Origin of the sequence: Streptomyces sp. NPDC018000, from assembly GCF_044328025.1 — a bacterium.
Lineage (GTDB): Bacteria > Actinomycetota > Actinomycetes > Streptomycetales > Streptomycetaceae > Streptomyces.
In genome coordinates this window covers 101,993-118,715 of the sequence record NZ_JBIRGM010000005.1, presented here as the reverse complement: position 1 = coordinate 118,715, position 16,723 = coordinate 101,993, and the positions used below count along the sequence as shown (strand labels likewise).

Below are 16,723 nucleotides of genomic sequence, written 5' to 3'. Positions count from 1 at the left end.
CAGGGGCGCGGTCGGGAAGGGTGTGCCGTGAGGGTCAGCGCACGGCGTAGGCCTTGATCAGGGTCTGCTCGATCTTGCTGCCGTTGGTGTCCTGCGCCTTGACGCGCAGGGACACAAACCCCTTTGCCGGGTTGCTCACGGACACCTTGTAGTGGCCGTCACTCTTGGTCTTCACCGTCGCGGGGCTCCAGGTGGCACCGTCGTCGGTGGACATCTCCACCTCGACCCCGTCGATGTCCGGAGTGGCGCCGGTCTGGAGCGCGAACGACAGGTCGAAGCCGTAGGTGTCGCCACCCTGGGTGGTGTTCTCCGCGTCCAGGTTCAGGCCGTACTTCGGCCAGAGCAGCGCCAGGTTCTCCTTGCCGCCCGCCGGCCGGGCGGACTTGAAGGTCCATGCGGTGCTGGTCTTGGTGGACAGCGGGAACCACGCCGGGCGGTCCGTGTCCATGGTGATCCGGTAGGTCGCCGGGGCGGCGCTGACCGGCACCTTGGTCAGCGAGAGTCGAGGCGTCTCCTTGAGGAGCTGGCCGTTCTGGTACACCCGCACCGTCGCCTTGTCGGCGTCGTTGGCGAACTGCCCCCAGTGCCCCGCTTCGCTGTCACCCATCTCCGCGATGGTGAGGTTGAAATTGTCACCCTCGCGGAAAGCGTAGGCGGCCTCCGGTCCGGCGGGGCCGCTCGCCGCGCCCAGCCAGGTCTCCTCGTGCTGCGCGCCCGGCTTGTAGTAACGGGTCAGGTCCTTCACGGCGCGGATGATGTCGGCGCGGTCCGGGTAGACCGAGTGGAACCAACCCATCTGCTTCATCGTCGGCCACTTGCTGCCGGTGGAGTACCACTCCTCCCGGTCCGTCGGCGCGTCGAAGTAGTCCAGCACCTGGGTGATGAAGGTCTCTCCCGGGCGGATCGCCGAGTCGGTCTCGCCGAGGTAGGTGCCCTTGGTGCTTCGGTAGTGGGACTTCACCACGGCCGAGTTCTCCGTAGTGACCGCGTCGACGGGGTCGGCGGGGATGCCACCGGGGACCATCATCGCGATGTTGTACACGTAGGGGTGGTTGTCGATGCCCTGCAGGTTGATCTGCGTGGGACCGTCGGCCATCCGGCCGAAGAGCACCGCGCCCTGGTCCTGGGTGAGGCTCCAGGCCGGGATGGTGGTGCGGGCGACGCGCGGCACGATGGTGGCGAAGGGGCCGGGCCGGTCGTTGACGATGATCACTGCCTTGGCGCCGGCAGCGGTCACTGCGGCGATCTGGTCGGGAGTCTTCCGGGTGGCGTCGCGGGTGACGACCGCGAGCTTGCCGGCGAGGTCCTTGCCGGCCAGGTCCTCCGGCCGTCCCATGCCGGCGTTGACCGCCTGGAGCGTGCTCGGGCCGTACAGCCGGGCCGCGTACATCACGGGCTCGAGCGGGAGCGCGCCTCCCTGTCCGGCGAAGGACGCCCGGATCACCGGCGAGTACCTGCGCTGCTGGAAGTTGAACTCGAAGGTGCCGAGCTTCACCGGCTCGGTGGGAACCACATAGGCGTGGTCCCAGAGCGGGCTCGACGCGCCCTTCAGGAAGTCGATTCCCAGCTTGCCGGGGAGCTGCTGGCGGTACCCGAGCTTGTAGCCGTTCGGCTCGGACTCCTTGGGCGTCGCGACCTTGACCTCCTTGCCCTGCCGGGCATCCAGCGTGATCGCCTGATCCGCCTTCAGCTCCAGCACGGGGTCGCCCGCGAGGGTGTGGCTCGTGATCTGGTTCGAGACCTTGTCCCTCGTGTAGACGACACCCATGACGGAGTAGCGGCCCTGCGGCAGTGCGACCGTCTTGGTTCCGCCCTGGGGGAGGACCTCGCGGACGACCCCCGTGTCCAGGTCGAACACCACGAGCTCGCCGGTCGCCGGGTTTCCGTGCCGGTCGATCGTGTTGACGGTGAGGTCGACGGTGGGCACGTCCTTCGTCGCGCCGACGGTGGTGCGGATCGAGGTGCCGTCGGCCGCGGTGGCGGTGATGAGGCCGGTGTAGTCACCCATGGCGCCGAGCTCGGGGTGGTAGGTCACCGTCACGCTCGCGGTGGAGTTCGCCGGGACCGTCACGCTGTTGGCGCTGAGCGTGAACGTGCCGTTCGGCGGGACCGAGCTCTCCCCGAGGGTGAACAGGCTGAGCGACAGCGTCTTGTCCGCGCCGGAGGTGTTGACGTAGCTGACCGTCTTGGTGACCGGCGCGCTCTCGGCCGACTTCTTGCCCATGCTGACGACGGCGGGGCTGGAGTAGACCGTGGCGTCGATCGCCTTGGGCACGTCGACCCGGCCGTTGCCGCCCTGGTAGGCGTTGTACGAGCCCTGCTTGGCGGTGCTGACGAGCACCTGCTTGAGCCGGTCGGCGGTCCAGTCCGGATGGCGCTGGACGAGGATCGCCGCGGCGCCGGACACATGCGGTGTGGCCATCGAGGTGCCGTTGGCCGAGGTGTAGTTGCCGTCGACCGGCGTACCCATCGAGGTGCCGGCGGCGCGCGCGGCGACGATGCCCACGCCGGGTGCGGTGATCTCCGGCTTGACCGCGAAGGTGTCCTTGACCGGGCCCCGGCTGGAGAAGCCCGCGAGTTGGTCCTGCTTGTTCACCGCGCCGACGGTCAGCGCGTCCTCGGCGGCGCCCGGCGAACCCACGGTCCCCTTGGTCGGACCCGTGTTGCCGGCCGCGATGACGAACAGCGTGTCGGAGGACTCGGTGAGTTCGTTGACGGCCTGGCTGAGCGGGTCGGTGCCGTCGCTGCCGGCCGCTGAGCCCAGGCTCATGCTGACGACGTCCGCGCCCTGGTCCACTGCCCACTCCATGCCGGCGATGACCCCGGACTGGGGGCCTTCACCGGCGTTGTTGAGGACCTTGCCGATGTACAGGTCGGCGCCCGGCGCCACACCCTTGTACTTGCCGCCCGAGGCGGCACCGGAGCCGGCGATGGTCGAGGCGACGTGCGTGCCGTGACCGTGGTGGTCGACCGCGTCGGGGTCGTCGGTGAAGTTCTGCGCCGTCTTTACCCGCCCTGCCACGTCGGGGTGGCTGGAGTCGATACCGGTGTCGAGAATGGCGACCTTGGTGCCGCTGCCGTCGTAGCCGGCCGCCCAGGCTTCCGGGGCACCGATCTGCGGCACGCTCTGGTCCAGCGTCACCTTGACCGGCTTGTCCAGCCAGAGCTTCTTGATGCCGTCGGCGAGCTTCGGTGCCTTCGTGGCGGCCGTGCTGTCGTCGTCGACCGCCTCCCAGAAGGTCGCTGCCTTCTTCTTGCTCGCGTGCAGCGCCACGGCGTTGGCGCTGGGCAGCTCGTCGGCCTTCACCGAACCGGCCGGTGCGGCCTGCTTGAGCGCCTTGCCGGCCTTGCCCGGCGCGCCGGCGTAGGTCGCGATCAGCGGTACGGCGGGGCGGTGGGCGTCGTCGTAGCCGTACTCGACCAGCTTGGTGATGTTGAACAGTTCGCGGTCGAGTTCGTTCGCGGCTAGGTAGGGCTGGGCCTTGTCGGGGATGACGTAGACCTCTTCACCCACCTTCATGGTGGAGAACGCTGCCGGGGTGCCGTCCTCCGCGGGCGCGACCGTCGCCGCCTGGAAGCCGTCGGCGTGACGCTCCAGGGTCACCATCTCGCCGGTGACGAGGGTGAGCTTGTGTGTGGCGACAACGGGGCTGTTCTGCCGCGGCTGTTCGGCCTGCGCTGTCGGTGTCGCTGCGGTGGCCACGGGGAGGACGCCGAGCGTGCCGGCCACACAGGCCGCGGTGAGAATCCCCAGGGCCGTCCGTACTGGACGGCGTGTCAGCCGGTAGGCTATGGGGGTGGTCGGGCTGGCCGAGGATCTCGTCGATCCAGCCGGTTGTGACTCTCTCATCAAGGCGTTGACCTTCTCTGAGGGGGAACAAGGGCGTGCGAAAGCCACGCGGTTGCGGAAATTCGACGCCACGTCGGATCACTGCGTTTGACGGTGTGTGTGGTTGTGCTGCTCTTTCATGGGTGAGCGGCGGCACCAGGTCGGCGGACCGCGCGCCGTGTTGATGCGGCGGCCGTGCGCCGCCGGTATGTCAGGCACGGGAACCTCGCTGCGCTGTGGGGTCCGAAAAATCGGTCCGGTCGGACGTGTTGGGCGGGTCGGCCAGCGGCGTGGGGCCGGGCTGCGGTTCGGGGATCAGACCACGGTTGGCGGCCAGGTTCGTGCACGCCTGTCGGGACGCGCGGTGCGATGGGAGAGCACTGGGACTCTTCCACAGCCGACCAGTGGCAACCCCGGATTCCACGGCGGGACACCGGCATGACGGTGATCCGCCAAGTGGTAAGAGATTCGCGCTCCGCACTCCGGGGATCGCGCCCCTGGCGTGGACAGCTGGATGAATCATCCAAGTGGCGGCCCAACGGAGGGGTCGGGGCGGCGGCCTGGAGCCGAGTACGAGCCGTTCCACGCGTCGACGGCGAACTGTTCGACGTGCTGGCCCCGGGCGATGTCCTCGCCAGGACGGATCTGGTCGAACGTGCGGGACTGCGGGAGATCCACGGTGAAGCTGCCGGTCAGGTCGGCGGTGAGTTCGAGGTCGGCGATGCGGACATATTCCGCGTCGGACAGCAGCACGGCCTGCTGGGCACCGGCCGCGTCGATCCGTGGTGCAGGCCGGTCCGGATCGCCATAGGCGCCGACCCGGACCGGCCGGGCCGCGGTCCCCGAATCGTCGAGCACCAAGGTGCCCTGACAGGTCGTGCCGCGCGCGAGACAGACCTCACTGCCCGGACGCAGCGTGCGTTGGTCGATCTGTGCCAGCGAGGTGAACGGCCGGGCACGCGTGCCTGGTTGTGTGCTCGTTGGCGACTGCCTCCCCTGATCAGTCGACGAAATACTCCTGCGGTACAGCCATCGGTTTCGCGAGAGCCGTGCCGGTGGTGAGGATCCCGGCGGACAGGGCGAGCGCGCAGACCATGGTCGGCGGGCGATGCCCGAAGCGGCGGCGGTGAGAACCCATGTGCATCTTCAGTGTCGCAGCGATCAGAAGGGGAGGGTGTACTGAAAGCAGCCCGACCGCATTTATTTACGCGGGTGTTGAGTACCGGCGCGGTCTCGCGTCACGGACTGCGTTCTTACGGCCAGCGCAGCGGGATGGCGACGTTCTGGGTTCCAGCGGCGGTGCCGCCGCGGGCCATGGCAGCGTGCAGTGTTATCGGGCGGCCGTTGTGGTCGAAGAGGAGCTGGGGTCGCTCCAGCGAACCGAGAGTGATCAGCGAGCCGTCGGTGAGCCTCAACTGCTTCAGCGAGACCACCGGGTGCTCGGCCGGCTCCCATGCGAGGCCGTCCGTCGAGGTGACCAGGCCGAGCGCCCCGTACTGGGGAGTGAGCGCCTTGGACCGGTCGGCTCCCGCATAGAAGTCCTTGACGATCGCGTAGAAGCGGCGGTCGGCACGGTCGTACCAGAGATACGGATCCTCCGCCTGGGTCTCGGTCGTGCCCAGGGCGGTGGCGGTGTAAGGGAAGGGGCCTTCGGGACGGTCGGACTGGCCGACGACGGTGATGTAGACGCCCTTGGCATTCCAGGCCTTGTACGTCATGAGGAAGCGGGGCCGACCGCCCACGGCGGGGGCCTCGGTGACGGACGGGTTGACCGTCATCTGGAAGGTGTTCATGTAGTCGGGGCCGGCGATGGGGACGTCGCTGCGGGTACCGCGGCCGGCGATCAGGTCCTCCAGGGTGTGGGCGGTGATCACACCGATGCGCTGGCCGGCGTGGTACTTCAGCCAGAGGGTGGGCTGCTTGGAGTACCACGGCTCGGGGGTGTTCGCCGGGTTGTTGGCGATGAAGTACAGGTAGTAGCGGCCGTGGAAGCGGCGGATGTGCGGGTTGTGCGCGTTGTAGCGGTCCCAGCGGCCGGGGTCCCCTGTCCCCTGCACGACGGTCCGCAAGTGCCGGTACGGACCCTGGGGGCCCGGGGAGACCGCGACGGCGATCTCGCTGTACTTCATCCAACCACTGAAGCCGTAGAAGATCTTCTCCGAGGGGTCGCTGCCGCGGCCGGCCGAACCGTGCTGCCATCGTGAATAGAAGAGGTAGTACGCACCGTCACGGCCGCGGATGGGGGTGCCGCCCCAGGTGTACCAGCCGTCGGTACCGAAGATCTGCACCGCTGGGTCGATCGGCTGGACCGCTGCCTGGAAATCGGGGGAGGACGGTCCGGTTGAGCTGTCGGCGGCCGCCGGTCCACTGAGGGAGGTGGCGGCCAGGGCCGCCGGTATCGTCATGAGCGCTCTGCGTCGTGTCATGCCATTGCTGCTGGTCAAGGCCAGCTCCTTTCGTTCCTTGGGGCTCATCGTCGCGCGTCGGCCCCTTCAAGATTTTTCAACTTTCCCTGTCTCATTGCCTGTTGGTGGAGTGAAGCCAGGGGGAGGAGATTCGACACCGAGGTGTAGCTCCCCGAGCCTCCGTAAGGCGCCGAACCGGGGTGGCTGGGGTGTGGCCTATATGATTTTCCGCCTATCGGGGGCGCGTCAAGATGTGGGGCGGGAGAGATCCACCCGGGACCGGTTGAAGCCCGCCGTCCTGTAGGCCTCGACGCGTGGACCGCGCCCAGGCAACCTCGTCGTACCGGCTGCGGTAGCGTGCAGGGCCTGCCTGGCAGGGATTTGACCGCTTCGTGGCTTATCGGCCGGTGCCTGCCGGCTGGGGAGTCCGGGTGTCACCGCGGGGCGTCCGGGCCGGCCTCGTGAATGCCGGGCGTATCTTCGGCGGCAAGTCCGCCCTTCCTTCCGGCCGAGGGAATCCTATAGCTTTTTGTGGGCTCTTCTCGCTGGAGTGAGCCAGTTCCAACTCCCGCCTCAGCCGGGCGATCTGTGTCTCGGGTAACCGCTCCCGTGCGGCCCTCCCGGCGTCGGTCAACGATGCGGAGACCCGCCACACCGGAACCGCGCCATGGGATGGACAGACGTCCAGGACCCTTGACAGCCACGTGCCGCGCGTTGAAGATTCACGCCAACTTGGCTTGAGATGGGGAACTTCCACATGAGCGAAGAGGACGTCCGCCCGGACGACTGCACCGCCGGTGTACTGGTCCGGCTTCGCGGACTACTGCCCTCACTGTCCACGAAGGAGCAGGCGATAGCAGAGGTGGTGCTGGGAGATCCGGCCGGCATCGCCCAGCTGAGCATTTCCCAGGTCGCCCGACGTGCCGAGGCGTCGGACACCTCGGTGACCCGGTTCTGTCGCCGAATCGGGCTCACCGGCTACCCCGAGCTGCGGCTGGCTCTCGCCGCGGCGGTGCAGCACGCGCACTCCGGGTGGCGGCTGCGCGTAGGCATGCGGGGCGATATCGAGCCCGACGACACAGCCGCCGAGGTCATTGTCAAGATGGCGCACGCGGACGCCGGCGCCATCCAGGACAGCGTGGAACAGCTCGATGCCGCAGCCCTGGACGCGGCGAGCCGGCTGCTTGCCCGGGCCCGGCGGATCGAGGTGTACGGCGTCGGGTCAAGCGGACTCGTGGCCGCGGACATGGAGTATAAGCTGCAGCATCTGGGGCTGCCCTGCTCCGCGTTCAGCGATGTGCACCGTGCCCTGATGAACGCAGCACATCTGCGGCCTGGCGACGTGGCTGTCGGAATCTCGCACTCCGGCCGCACCCAGGAGACTCTCGACCCACTGCGTGAGGCGGCCCTGCGCGGTGCGACAACCCTCGCGCTCACCCATGACAGCGGATCCCCCATCACCGCACTGGCCGATCTGGTGCTTTGCTCCGCGGGACGCGAGGCGCCCTTCCGCAGCGGGGCCACCGTCAGCCGCATCAGCCAACTCTTCGTTGTGGACTGCCTGTACGTGCGCCTGGCTCAGACAAGTGGCCCGGATGCCACCAACTCCGCGCTGAGCCGCGCCCACCGCGCGGTCGAGCGGCACCGGACCGTGAGTGAGCACGGCACCGGTGAAGGAAGGGAACGACCATGACGGGGAGGGAGAACGCCCCGCCGCCACTGACCGAGGCCCGCAACCCGGCGACGCACGACCTGGACGAGCTCGGCGTGCCCGAGCTCGTCGACCCGATCACCGACCAGGACCAGCAGGTGCTGCTGGCCGTGCGAGCCGTCCGTGAGGACATCGCGCACCTGGTCGTCATGGGCGTGGACGTGCTGCGCGGCGGCGGCAGGACTGCGCCCCCGCGTACGCCTCGCGGCATTCCACGGCGAACCGCTGCGCGGCGCCCTCGGCCTGGCCGCCTCGGCAGCCACCGGCACCTGGACGCTGCCCACGGACGAAGCACTGCTCACACTCACCCACTTCGACCACGTCGACGGATGAAAGAGGCAGTCATGACAAGTACCACGGCCTCCAGCGGGCCTCGCGGCGCCCAGGACGGCTGCCTCCGGCCATAGTCGGCATCGCCACCACGACAGTCGGTTCCCCACTCCGCCCGCCTCCATGTGGCGGGCCTTACGAGGAGGTAGGCATGCAACGCTTCTTGAGGTCAGCTCTCATAGGGGTGATCACGGCGCTGTCGACGGCGGCGGTCACCGTCCCGGCTCGGGCGGCGGACGACCCGCAGCCGACGTTGCCCGCGGGGCTGCTCGCGCCGCCGCCGGCCGGTGCGGCGGAGGCGGCGCAAGCGGCAGGCAAGGGCGTTGACCACACACCGACCGTCTCACCCGTCCCGCACGAGATTTCGTACGGGAAGAAGTTCCCGGTGCCGCGGCGCGCCGTGGTGGTGCGCGACGCGGAGAGCGATCCGCAGGCCGTGGCGACCGTGACCGAGGCCCTGCGGGCGGCCGGCGTGCGCGAGGTCACCCAGGCATCGGCGGCCCGCCCGGGTGCGTACCCCGTGTACGTCGGCACGCGTCCCGCTTCGCCCGCCGCCGAGGGCCTGAAGCCGGGCGGGCATGTCGTCTCCGTCTCCCGGCACCGCACCGTCCTGGACGGCGTGGACGACGCAGGCACGTACTACGCCGCCGAAACCTTCCGGCAGCTGTTCACGGGCCGCAAGGTCGTCTCCGCCACCGTCCGCGACTGGCCGGACTTCGCGACCCGCGGCGGCCAGGAGTCCTTCTACGGCGCGAAGTGGTCGTACGAGGACGAGCTGCGCGAGATCCGCTTTCTCGGCGCGCACAAGCAGAACACGTTCCTCTACCACCCGCGTATCGGCGACCCGCACAACGCGGCGCAGAAGTGGCGCGAGCCGTACAGCGGTGCGCGGCTGGAGGAGCTGCGGACGGTCGTCGCGGAGGCGAAGCAGCGGCACATCAGGTTCATCTACCGGCTCGGCCCGGAGGCGCCGACCGCCCCCGGATACGGCATCTGCCATGCGGATCCCGAGGAGCTGAAGCTCGTCCTCGCCCGCTTCCAGCAGCTGTACGACATCGGCGTCCGCGATCTCTCGCTCGGCTGGGACGATGTCTCCAACCCGATCAGCTGTGCGGCGGACCGCGCGAAGTTCGGCGGCGACGCGAACCCGAAGGCGGCGGCCCAGGCATACGTCACGAACCACGTGTACACGAACTTCATCAGGTCACACCCGGGCAGCCGGCTGATCACCATCCCTACCGAGTACTGGAACGCGACGCCGTCCTCGTACAAGAAGCGCTACAACGAGCTGGTGGAGAAGGACACCTCGATCTACTGGACCGGCCCGGAGGTGGTCTCCCCGCAGATCACCAACGCGCAGGCGACCGCGGCGAAGGCTGCGTACGGCAACCGCAACATGCTGATCTTCGACAACTACCCCGTGAACGACTACGCGTCCAACCGCCTCCACCTGGGACCGCTGACCGACCGCGACCCGACGCTGACCGGCACGGTCGAGGGCATCACCACGAACCAGATGAACCAGCACGCGCCGTCCCTGATCGCCCTGTTCACGGCGGCGGACTTCACCTGGAACACGGCCGCGTACGATCCGGAGGCGTCCTGGGACCGGGCGCTGCGCGAGCTGGGCGGGAAGGCGTACCCGGCACTGAAGGTGTTCGCGGAGAACTCGCGGAGCGGGCCGCTGACGTCGACGGCGGACGCGGGGCGGCTGAAGGCTCTGGTGGCGGCTGTGTGGGAGAAGCCCGGCGACACGGAAGCACTGGCCGAACTGGGCGACTACTTCGGCGAGTTGGCGGAAGCACCCGGCCGGATCGAGCGCGACATGGGCGACCCGGCGTTCGCCGCGCAGGCCGGCCCGTGGCTGGAGAAGCTCGGCGCGTACGGGGAGGCCGGCCGTACCGCGGTGGAGCTGCTGCGGGCGGATGCGGCGGGCGACACGGCGGAGGTCGCGCGTCTCGCGGACGTGCTGCGCGAACAACGGGCCGCACTGGCGGCGATCCCGCAGCAGCTCACCGGCGGTACGGCGGACAGCTTCCTGTCCCGGGTGCTGAACATCGGGCTGCCCGACCTGGCGGTGAACCGCCCGGTGACCGCTTCCGGGCAGATCTCGGCGAGCCGGGCGGCCGCATACGCGGTGGACGGCGACGCGTCCACCCGCTGGGAGAGCCAGGCGTCCAACTCCCAGTGGCTGCGCATCGATCTGGGCGAACGACGCACCATCGGCAGCGTGCGCCTCAACCGGGACGCCTCGTACCCGAAGTCGTACCGGGTCGAGGTGTCGGACGACGGTACGTCCTGGACGACCGTGCACACCGCGGCGACCGTGGACGGCGGCGCGGACGAGCTGCGTGGCCTCGCCGCCGAAGGGCGCTATGTGCGCCTGAGCGGCGAGGGCCGGTCGAACACGGGCCGCGGCATCGCGCTGTGGGAGGTCAGCGTCTACGAGCGCTGAGCCGCCGTCCGGAACTCCGCGAACGCCTCCTGGAATCCGGGGAACGTCTTCCGCACGCACCCGGGGTCGTCGTAGGTGATCCCGGGGGCACGGGGGAGCCCGGCCCTCGCTGTCCTCGATCTCGTGCACGTCGGAGGCTTCGGCCACAACCGACCCCGCGCCTTCGATGGCCCCGCCCGCGTACGGGCCGGGCCATCCCTGCTTCTACCGGGGCGCTGCCCCGCGGGGCACCGCGCTCGGCGCCGGGGCATAGCCGGTGGCCCGGGTGGTGAAGGTTCCCCGGCCCTGGGTCCGGCTGCGCAGCCGCGTGGCATAGCCGAACAACTCCGCCAGCGGCACGGTCGCGGTGATCACCGCCGTGCCTGCCCTCGCCGTCGAGCCCGAGACCCGGCCGCGCCGCGCCGCCAGGTCACCGAGTACCCCGCCCACGGCGTCATCGGGCACGGTGACCGTGACCTCCACCACCGGTTCCAGCAGCACCATCACGCTGTTGCGCAGTGCCTCCCGCAGCGCGAGGCGGCCGGCAGTCCGGAACGCCGGCTCCGAGGAGTCCTTGGAGTGAGTGGCTCCGTCAACCAGTGTGACCCGCAGTCCGGTCACCGGGTGCCCGCCGAGAGGGCCCTCGGCCAGGGCATCCCGGCAGCCGGCCTCCACCGAACGGACGTACTCCTGCGGCACCCGGCCACCGACGACGGTCGACCGGAACGCGAACTCCGCTGCGCCGCCGCTGTCGTTGTCACCGGCGGCTTCCAGCGGCTCCACATCGAGGACGACGTGAGCGAACTGGCCGGCACCCCCGTCCTGCTTGACATGCCGGTACACCAGCCCGGACACGCCGCGGACGACCGTCTCCCGGTAGGACACCTGCGGCCGGCCGACGCCGACCTCCAGCCCATGAGCACGACGGATCTTCTCCACCGCGACCTCCAGATGCAGTTCCCCCATTCCGGACAGCACCGTCTGACCGGTCTCGGGATCGGTCCGGACCGCCAGCGAAGGATCCTCCTCGATCAAACGCGCCAGCGCCGACACCAAGCGTTCGGCGTCGATGCTTCTGCGGGCCTCGACCGCTACGGAGACGACCGGATCGGCAACGGAGGGCGGTTCGAGAACCAATGGCGCCGCGGGTGTGCACAGGGTTGCCCCGGCACGGGCGGCCTTCAGTCCGATCACCGCGACGATGTCCCCGGCCACCGCCTGGTCCACGTCCGAGTGCTGTCCGGCCTGTACCCGCAGGATCCGGCTGATTCGCTCGTTGCCTCGCGCGCCCACGTCCAGCACCGCGTCCCCCTTCCGGATCGTTCCCGAATACACGCGCAGATAGGTCAGCCGCCCGGTGGCGGTCGAGTTCACCTTGAACACCAGCGCGGCGAACGGTGCCGCCGGGTCGGCGGACCGCTCCTGCACCGCGCCGTCCAGGGTGCCGCGTACCGGCGGCACATCCAGCGGCGAGGGCAGATAGGCCACGACGGCCTCCAGCAGCGGCTCGATTCCTCGATTGCGGTAGGCCGAACCGCACAGCACCACAACTCCCTCACCGGTACGGGTCAGGTCGCGCAGCGCGGCGGCCAGAGTCCGTGCGGAGACCGTCGACTCCGTGCAGAACTCCTCCAATGCGACCGGATGGAGTTCCGCCACCGTCTCCTCGAGCAGTCGGCGGCGCCGGTGCGCCTCATCCCACAGGGTGTCCGGCACCTGGCCCTCCTCGAACCTGCCGCGGCCGTCGGCCCAGACCAGCGACCGCATACGCAGCAGATCCACCACCCCGGTGAACCCGTCCTCCTTTCCGATCGGCAGCTGTACCACCAGCGGGACCGTGTGCAGCCGCGCCCGTATCGACGCGACCGCCGCGTCGAGGTCGGCACCGGCACGGTCCAGCTTGTTGACGAAGGCGATTCGCGGCACCCCGTGCCGATCGGCCTGCCGCCACACGGACTCGCTCTGCGGTTCGACCCCGGCGACAGCATCGAACACCGCGATCGCGCCGTCGAGCACCCGCAGCGAGCGCTCCACCTCGTCGGAGAAGTCGACGTGGCCCGGGGTGTCGATCAGATTGATCCGATGGCCGTCCCAGGAACAACTCACCGCAGCCGCAAAGATGGTGATCCCACGGTCGCGTTCCTGGGAATCGAAGTCGGTGACGGTCGTCCCGTCGTGGACCTCGCCCCGCTTGTGGGTGGCGCCGGTGAGGTAGAGGATCCGTTCGGTGACGGTGGTCTTGCCGGCATCGACGTGGGCGAGGATGCCCAGATTACGAACGCCGGTCAGCGGACTGGTGAGATGACGGTGCAGGTCGGTACGCATGGCCCATGGCCTTTCGGGGTGCTCCGGATCGGGTCGGCGCAATTCCCGGACGAACCGGCCTGTGGTCCGGCCCCGCGGAAACCCCTGATGCGGCGCACCGCATCGGCATCCAGCTGCCAGAGCGGCCCAATGCCGTCAATGCATGGGTCAGTTGTTCGCCAAGGACATCCGGTGTCGGCCGCGCAGCAGGCACCAGGGACACGAAGACACCAGGATCACCTCGTACCGTGACCGGGGGGCGGCAACAGCGGTGCGGTATCGCACGGCCGGTCTCCCCTCACTCTTCACGGTGCGCGCTGCCATGTTGTTGCAGCGTGCGGTTGGTGGCGAGTGTAATGAACCCGGTGCCGACAGGTCATCGGGTTTTCGGCCTGCGGCCGGAGCCACGAAGCGCGCTGTGCATCAGCCGGTCAAGCGGCGCGGTTTCCCTGTATCGGCCGCCCTGATTCCCCATGTGACATGCCTGGATGGGGCGTTGAAGGCCGCTGCGAATGATGGAACGATCCCGAGGAACTGCCGGGGCAACGGAAGGACGCACATCGATGGACGAAGCACACGGCCTCCCGGCCGCGAAGGTGTTCGATGCTCTGGGCGCCGAGTACGAGCGGGCGTTCGCGGAATCAGCCACCCATCACGCTTCGCTGCGCCGGCTGTTGGAGCACCTCGCACCGCACAGCCGGGTCCTGGACGTGGGCTGCGGAACAGGCCGGCCGACCGCGCAGACCCTGGCCGACGCCGGTCATGACGTGCTGGGTGTCGATGTCTCGCCCGTCATGGTGGACCTGGCGGCCCGACAAGTGCCCGGTGCGTCCTTCGAGTGCGCGGACATTCGTGAACTTGCCTTGGAAGAAGGGAGTTTCGACGCGGTCTGCGTGTACTTCTCGTTGCTGCAGATGTCCCGCGAAGACCAGTCCCGACTCCTGCGGAAGCTGGGGCGGCTGCTGGTCACCGGAGGCCACCTTGTCGTCGCTACGGTGCCGCTGGACGTCGAGGACGTCAGCGTTGTCTTCATGGGACAGACGGTGCAGGCGACCAGCTTCGGCGCCGACGAATTCACCGAGCTGGTCGCCGGGGCCGGATTCACGATTCTGTGGGAGCAGAGCGGCCTGTTCACCCCGGCCTACGAAGCAGCGGTGGCCGAGCCCCAGTTGTTTCTGCACTGCCGGCGGGCCTGACGTAGCCGGGCCTGCCTGGAGGGCAGGCCCATCGCTCTCTCAGCGCTGGCGCAGCAGCACCCCGAGCCGTCGCGGGCTATGCACTTCGGGGCACCGCCGCACAAGAGAGCCCGGGTGCTTGCAGGCGCCCAGCGAGCCCCTGCACTTGCGAAGCGCATGCCTGCCGCATCCGCGCCACTGCGCCGGCGAGATGGATGCTGACTGCCCGCCCCTGGTGACCAACGCGTTGACCGGCGTCATCGGATCCATTGCCATGGTCCTGGCCAGCAGCACGCCGATCACCAGCGGGGCCAGGGTCACGGCCAGGGCCGTACCGGCGGTGGTGACGTGCTGCATGCGGGGGTGGGGCGGTGCGTCAGAAGCCATGGTGTCATTCGATCAGCGGTGGCCCGGTGAGGAATCGGACGACGTACTCAGTCCGGCCGTCCTTTCGTACTCACCGGTGTACGACGCCCGCCCCGCCGGGCGTGATCGTCCGCCACGCTCCTACGCGGTGGTGCCGGGACGGGAGCCCGCTCCCGATGCGGGCTTGATGCCCTTGGTGATGTCGTCCATGACGGAGAGGTCCGGCGCCTTGCTGTTGATGTCGAAACCGGAACGGACGACGGTCAGCGTGTCCTTGGAGCGCGGGGACGGGAACGCCAGCGACTGGACGTACCCGTCGTTGCCGCTCTTCGTCATCACCTTCCAGCGCACCAGATAGCCCTGCTCACCGGCTACGGTGACCGGCTGCGACTTGAGCTCCTGATGCGAGGTGATGCCTCCGTAGATCTTCTCGCCGTAGGACTCCGTCGCGTTGGCGGAGATGTCCTTCGTCGCCGTGGCCTTCGCCGTTGTGGTGTCGAGCTTCAGGGCCTTCGCCGGCATGGAGAACACCCCGCCGCGCACGCACTCCTGGGACGCGTCGCCGGGACAGGCGTATTCGCCCGTGGTCACGTCTGCGCCCGCGATCCCCGACCTGCCCGTCCAGCCGTTGGGAACCGGGAGGCTGACTCCGCTGGCCAGGTCCGTGGCGTAGCCGTCCTCGATCTGCGGAATCTGCTGCTCGGGTGCCCGGTTCTCGCCGCCGCCACCGCCGCCTCCGGGCGCATCGGAAGGCGGGGTGGATGGGGCTGTGGCCGCGTTCTCGTTCTTGTCGTCGGAATTCTCCGACAGCAGAAAGAGGCCGCCCCCGATGGTGGCGAGAACGACCGCACCTGCGGTGATGCCCATACGCATCCGGCGGCGCCGGATCGTGGCGGGCGGCACGCGGAGATGGTCGGTCCACTGGTTGCCGTCCCACCAGCGTTCGTGAACGGGGCCAGTTCCTGTATACCCGGGGTCTGGATGCCAGCCGGGCGGGCTCGTCTGGGTCACACGGTCCACCGTAGAACGGTTGCGTGAGAATCTGATGAATCCGCCGAATCAGATGAACCGGGTGAGCCGGGCGAACATGGCCACCCGCAGACGGGTGCCGACCGGTTCGGCTGCGGTGCGAGCCGTCACGGGTCCTTCGGCCAGCCGCTCGCCGGTGGACGGGGTGGGCCGCCGCGCGGTTTCCGGACCGCCGACAGCGACAGTGGGCGAGTTCTGCGCTACAGAGTCTTTGGTCCGACCATACGTGATGTGTGACATAGTTGGAGATCGGGCAGCAGGTGCGACGGCAACCGGACGATTCCGGCCGAGGCAGGGGGTGACGGATGCCCGTCGAGTGGCAACCCGTACGGCAGTCCCGTACGCATGAACTCGTGCTCCAGAGCATCGAGCAGCGGGTGTTCGCCGGAGAGCTCAGGGCCGGCGACCGGCTGCCGCCCGAGCGTGAGCTCGCGCCGGTTCTCGGGGTCAGCCGGTCCGCGCTGCGTGAGGCGCTGAGGGTGCTGGAGACCATCGGTGTGCTGGTCGCCCAGCCGGGGCGGGGGCCGGATGCCGGGGCGCGGATCGTACGCAACCCGGACGATGCCCTCGGCCGGCTGCTGCGTCTGCACTTCGCCCTCGGCAGCTACAGCCTTCATGACGTCCTGGAAGTGCGCGTCGTGCTGGAGAGGTCGAGCTTCGAGGCGGCCGCGCGGCACGCCTCGAAGGAGGACCTCGACGAGGCGGAGGCCCTGGTTGTACGGATGGGGGAACCGGATGTCGAGGCGCCCGAGTTCAACGACCTGGACACCCGGTTCCATGTGCACATCGCCCGCAGCTCCGGCAATGAACTGACCTCCACGCTCACCTCCGCCGTGCGCGAGTCGGTGCGCCCGCTGATCCTGCGAGCCCTGGAGGAGGCCGAGGACTGGCCGGCCACGGCCGCCGCGCTCAACGCGGAACACACCGAACTCCTGCGGCTGGTGCGCGCGGGCAAGGGCGCGGACGCCGCCGACGTGGTCGAGCAGCACATCCGCAGCCTCCACGGCACGCTGGTCGACGAGAACCCCGACCGGCCGTAAGGGCGCTGATCGACGACCGGCGCCTCGCCCAAGGAATTGTCAGGAACATGACCTTTCCTCATTGTCGCTCCATGCGTGTCGCGTCCTTCGCTTTCCGGAC

13 protein-coding genes are annotated in these 16,723 nt (G+C 69.1%); 5 read left to right on the top strand and 8 right to left on the bottom strand.

The genetic code is table 11. The features are described from left to right. Positions 1 to 34: 34 nt before the first annotated feature. The 4 genes from ACH4EW_RS14965 to ACH4EW_RS14950 form a co-directional block, all read right to left on the bottom strand. Complete coding sequence (locus ACH4EW_RS14965) at positions 35 to 3,703, bottom strand: S8 family serine peptidase (RefSeq protein ID WP_398256366.1); 3,669 nt, start codon at positions 3,701 to 3,703, stop codon at positions 35 to 37. Positions 3,704 to 4,348: 645 nt separating this feature from the next. Beyond that, positions 4,349 to 4,687, bottom strand: a complete 339-nt coding sequence (locus ACH4EW_RS14960; RefSeq protein ID WP_398256363.1) for a hypothetical protein — start codon at positions 4,685 to 4,687, stop codon at positions 4,349 to 4,351. A gap of 142 nt (positions 4,688 to 4,829) precedes the next feature. Then, on the bottom strand, positions 4,830 to 4,967 hold the full coding sequence (locus ACH4EW_RS14955; protein WP_398256360.1) for a hypothetical protein: 138 nt from the start codon (positions 4,965 to 4,967) through the stop codon (positions 4,830 to 4,832). A 115-nt stretch (positions 4,968 to 5,082) separates the two neighbouring features. Further along, positions 5,083 to 6,273, bottom strand: coding sequence for a glycoside hydrolase family protein (locus ACH4EW_RS14950; RefSeq protein ID WP_398256358.1), 1,191 nt, complete (start codon positions 6,271 to 6,273; stop codon positions 5,083 to 5,085). A gap of 718 nt (positions 6,274 to 6,991) precedes the next feature. On the opposite strand from ACH4EW_RS14950, the gene ACH4EW_RS14945 reads away from it, so the two are divergent. The 3 genes from ACH4EW_RS14945 to ACH4EW_RS14935 all read left to right on the top strand — a co-directional run bounded on the left by ACH4EW_RS14945 (position 6,992) and on the right by ACH4EW_RS14935 (position 10,730). Continuing rightward, positions 6,992 to 7,927 carry a MurR/RpiR family transcriptional regulator gene (locus ACH4EW_RS14945; protein ID WP_398256355.1) on the top strand — a complete coding sequence of 312 codons (936 nt, stop codon included), beginning with the start codon at positions 6,992 to 6,994 and terminating at the stop codon, positions 7,925 to 7,927. Positions 7,928 to 8,068: 141 nt separating this feature from the next. Beyond that, positions 8,069 to 8,278, top strand: coding sequence for a hypothetical protein (locus tag ACH4EW_RS14940; RefSeq protein ID WP_398256353.1), 210 nt, complete (start codon positions 8,069 to 8,071; stop codon positions 8,276 to 8,278). Between the two features lie 148 nt (positions 8,279 to 8,426). Further along, positions 8,427 to 10,730: a beta-N-acetylglucosaminidase domain-containing protein gene (locus ACH4EW_RS14935; protein ID WP_398256350.1), complete on the top strand. Its 2,304-nt coding sequence runs from the start codon at positions 8,427 to 8,429 to the stop codon at positions 10,728 to 10,730. 204 nt (positions 10,731 to 10,934) lie between these two features. Here ACH4EW_RS14935 and fusA read toward each other — a convergent pair whose 3' ends face one another. Continuing rightward, on the bottom strand, positions 10,935 to 13,034 hold the full coding sequence (gene fusA / locus ACH4EW_RS14930) for an elongation factor G (protein WP_398256347.1): 2,100 nt from the start codon (positions 13,032 to 13,034) through the stop codon (positions 10,935 to 10,937). Between the two features lie 542 nt (positions 13,035 to 13,576). Here fusA and ACH4EW_RS14925 point away from each other — a divergent pair. Continuing rightward, positions 13,577 to 14,209 (top strand): class I SAM-dependent methyltransferase, encoded by a 633-nt coding sequence (locus ACH4EW_RS14925; RefSeq protein ID WP_398256345.1) that lies wholly within the window; start codon positions 13,577 to 13,579, stop codon positions 14,207 to 14,209. A 39-nt stretch (positions 14,210 to 14,248) separates the two neighbouring features. Here ACH4EW_RS14925 and ACH4EW_RS14920 read toward each other — a convergent pair whose 3' ends face one another. The 3 genes from ACH4EW_RS14920 to ACH4EW_RS14910 all read right to left on the bottom strand — a co-directional run bounded on the left by ACH4EW_RS14920 (position 14,249) and on the right by ACH4EW_RS14910 (position 15,823). Next, a complete protein-coding gene (locus ACH4EW_RS14920) occupies positions 14,249 to 14,575 on the bottom strand; it encodes a hypothetical protein (protein WP_398256342.1) in 327 nt (108 codons plus the stop codon). Between the two features lie 120 nt (positions 14,576 to 14,695). Beyond that, positions 14,696 to 15,565, bottom strand: coding sequence for a DUF2510 domain-containing protein (locus ACH4EW_RS14915; protein WP_398256339.1), 870 nt, complete (start codon positions 15,563 to 15,565; stop codon positions 14,696 to 14,698). A 48-nt stretch (positions 15,566 to 15,613) separates the two neighbouring features. After that, positions 15,614 to 15,823 (bottom strand): hypothetical protein, encoded by a 210-nt coding sequence (locus tag ACH4EW_RS14910; protein WP_398256337.1) that lies wholly within the window; start codon positions 15,821 to 15,823, stop codon positions 15,614 to 15,616. A 65-nt stretch (positions 15,824 to 15,888) separates the two neighbouring features. Between ACH4EW_RS14910 and ACH4EW_RS14905 the strand changes: the two genes are divergently transcribed. Continuing rightward, positions 15,889 to 16,623: a FadR/GntR family transcriptional regulator gene (locus ACH4EW_RS14905; protein ID WP_398256334.1), complete on the top strand. Its 735-nt coding sequence runs from the start codon at positions 15,889 to 15,891 to the stop codon at positions 16,621 to 16,623. Positions 16,624 to 16,723: the final 100 nt, after the last annotated feature.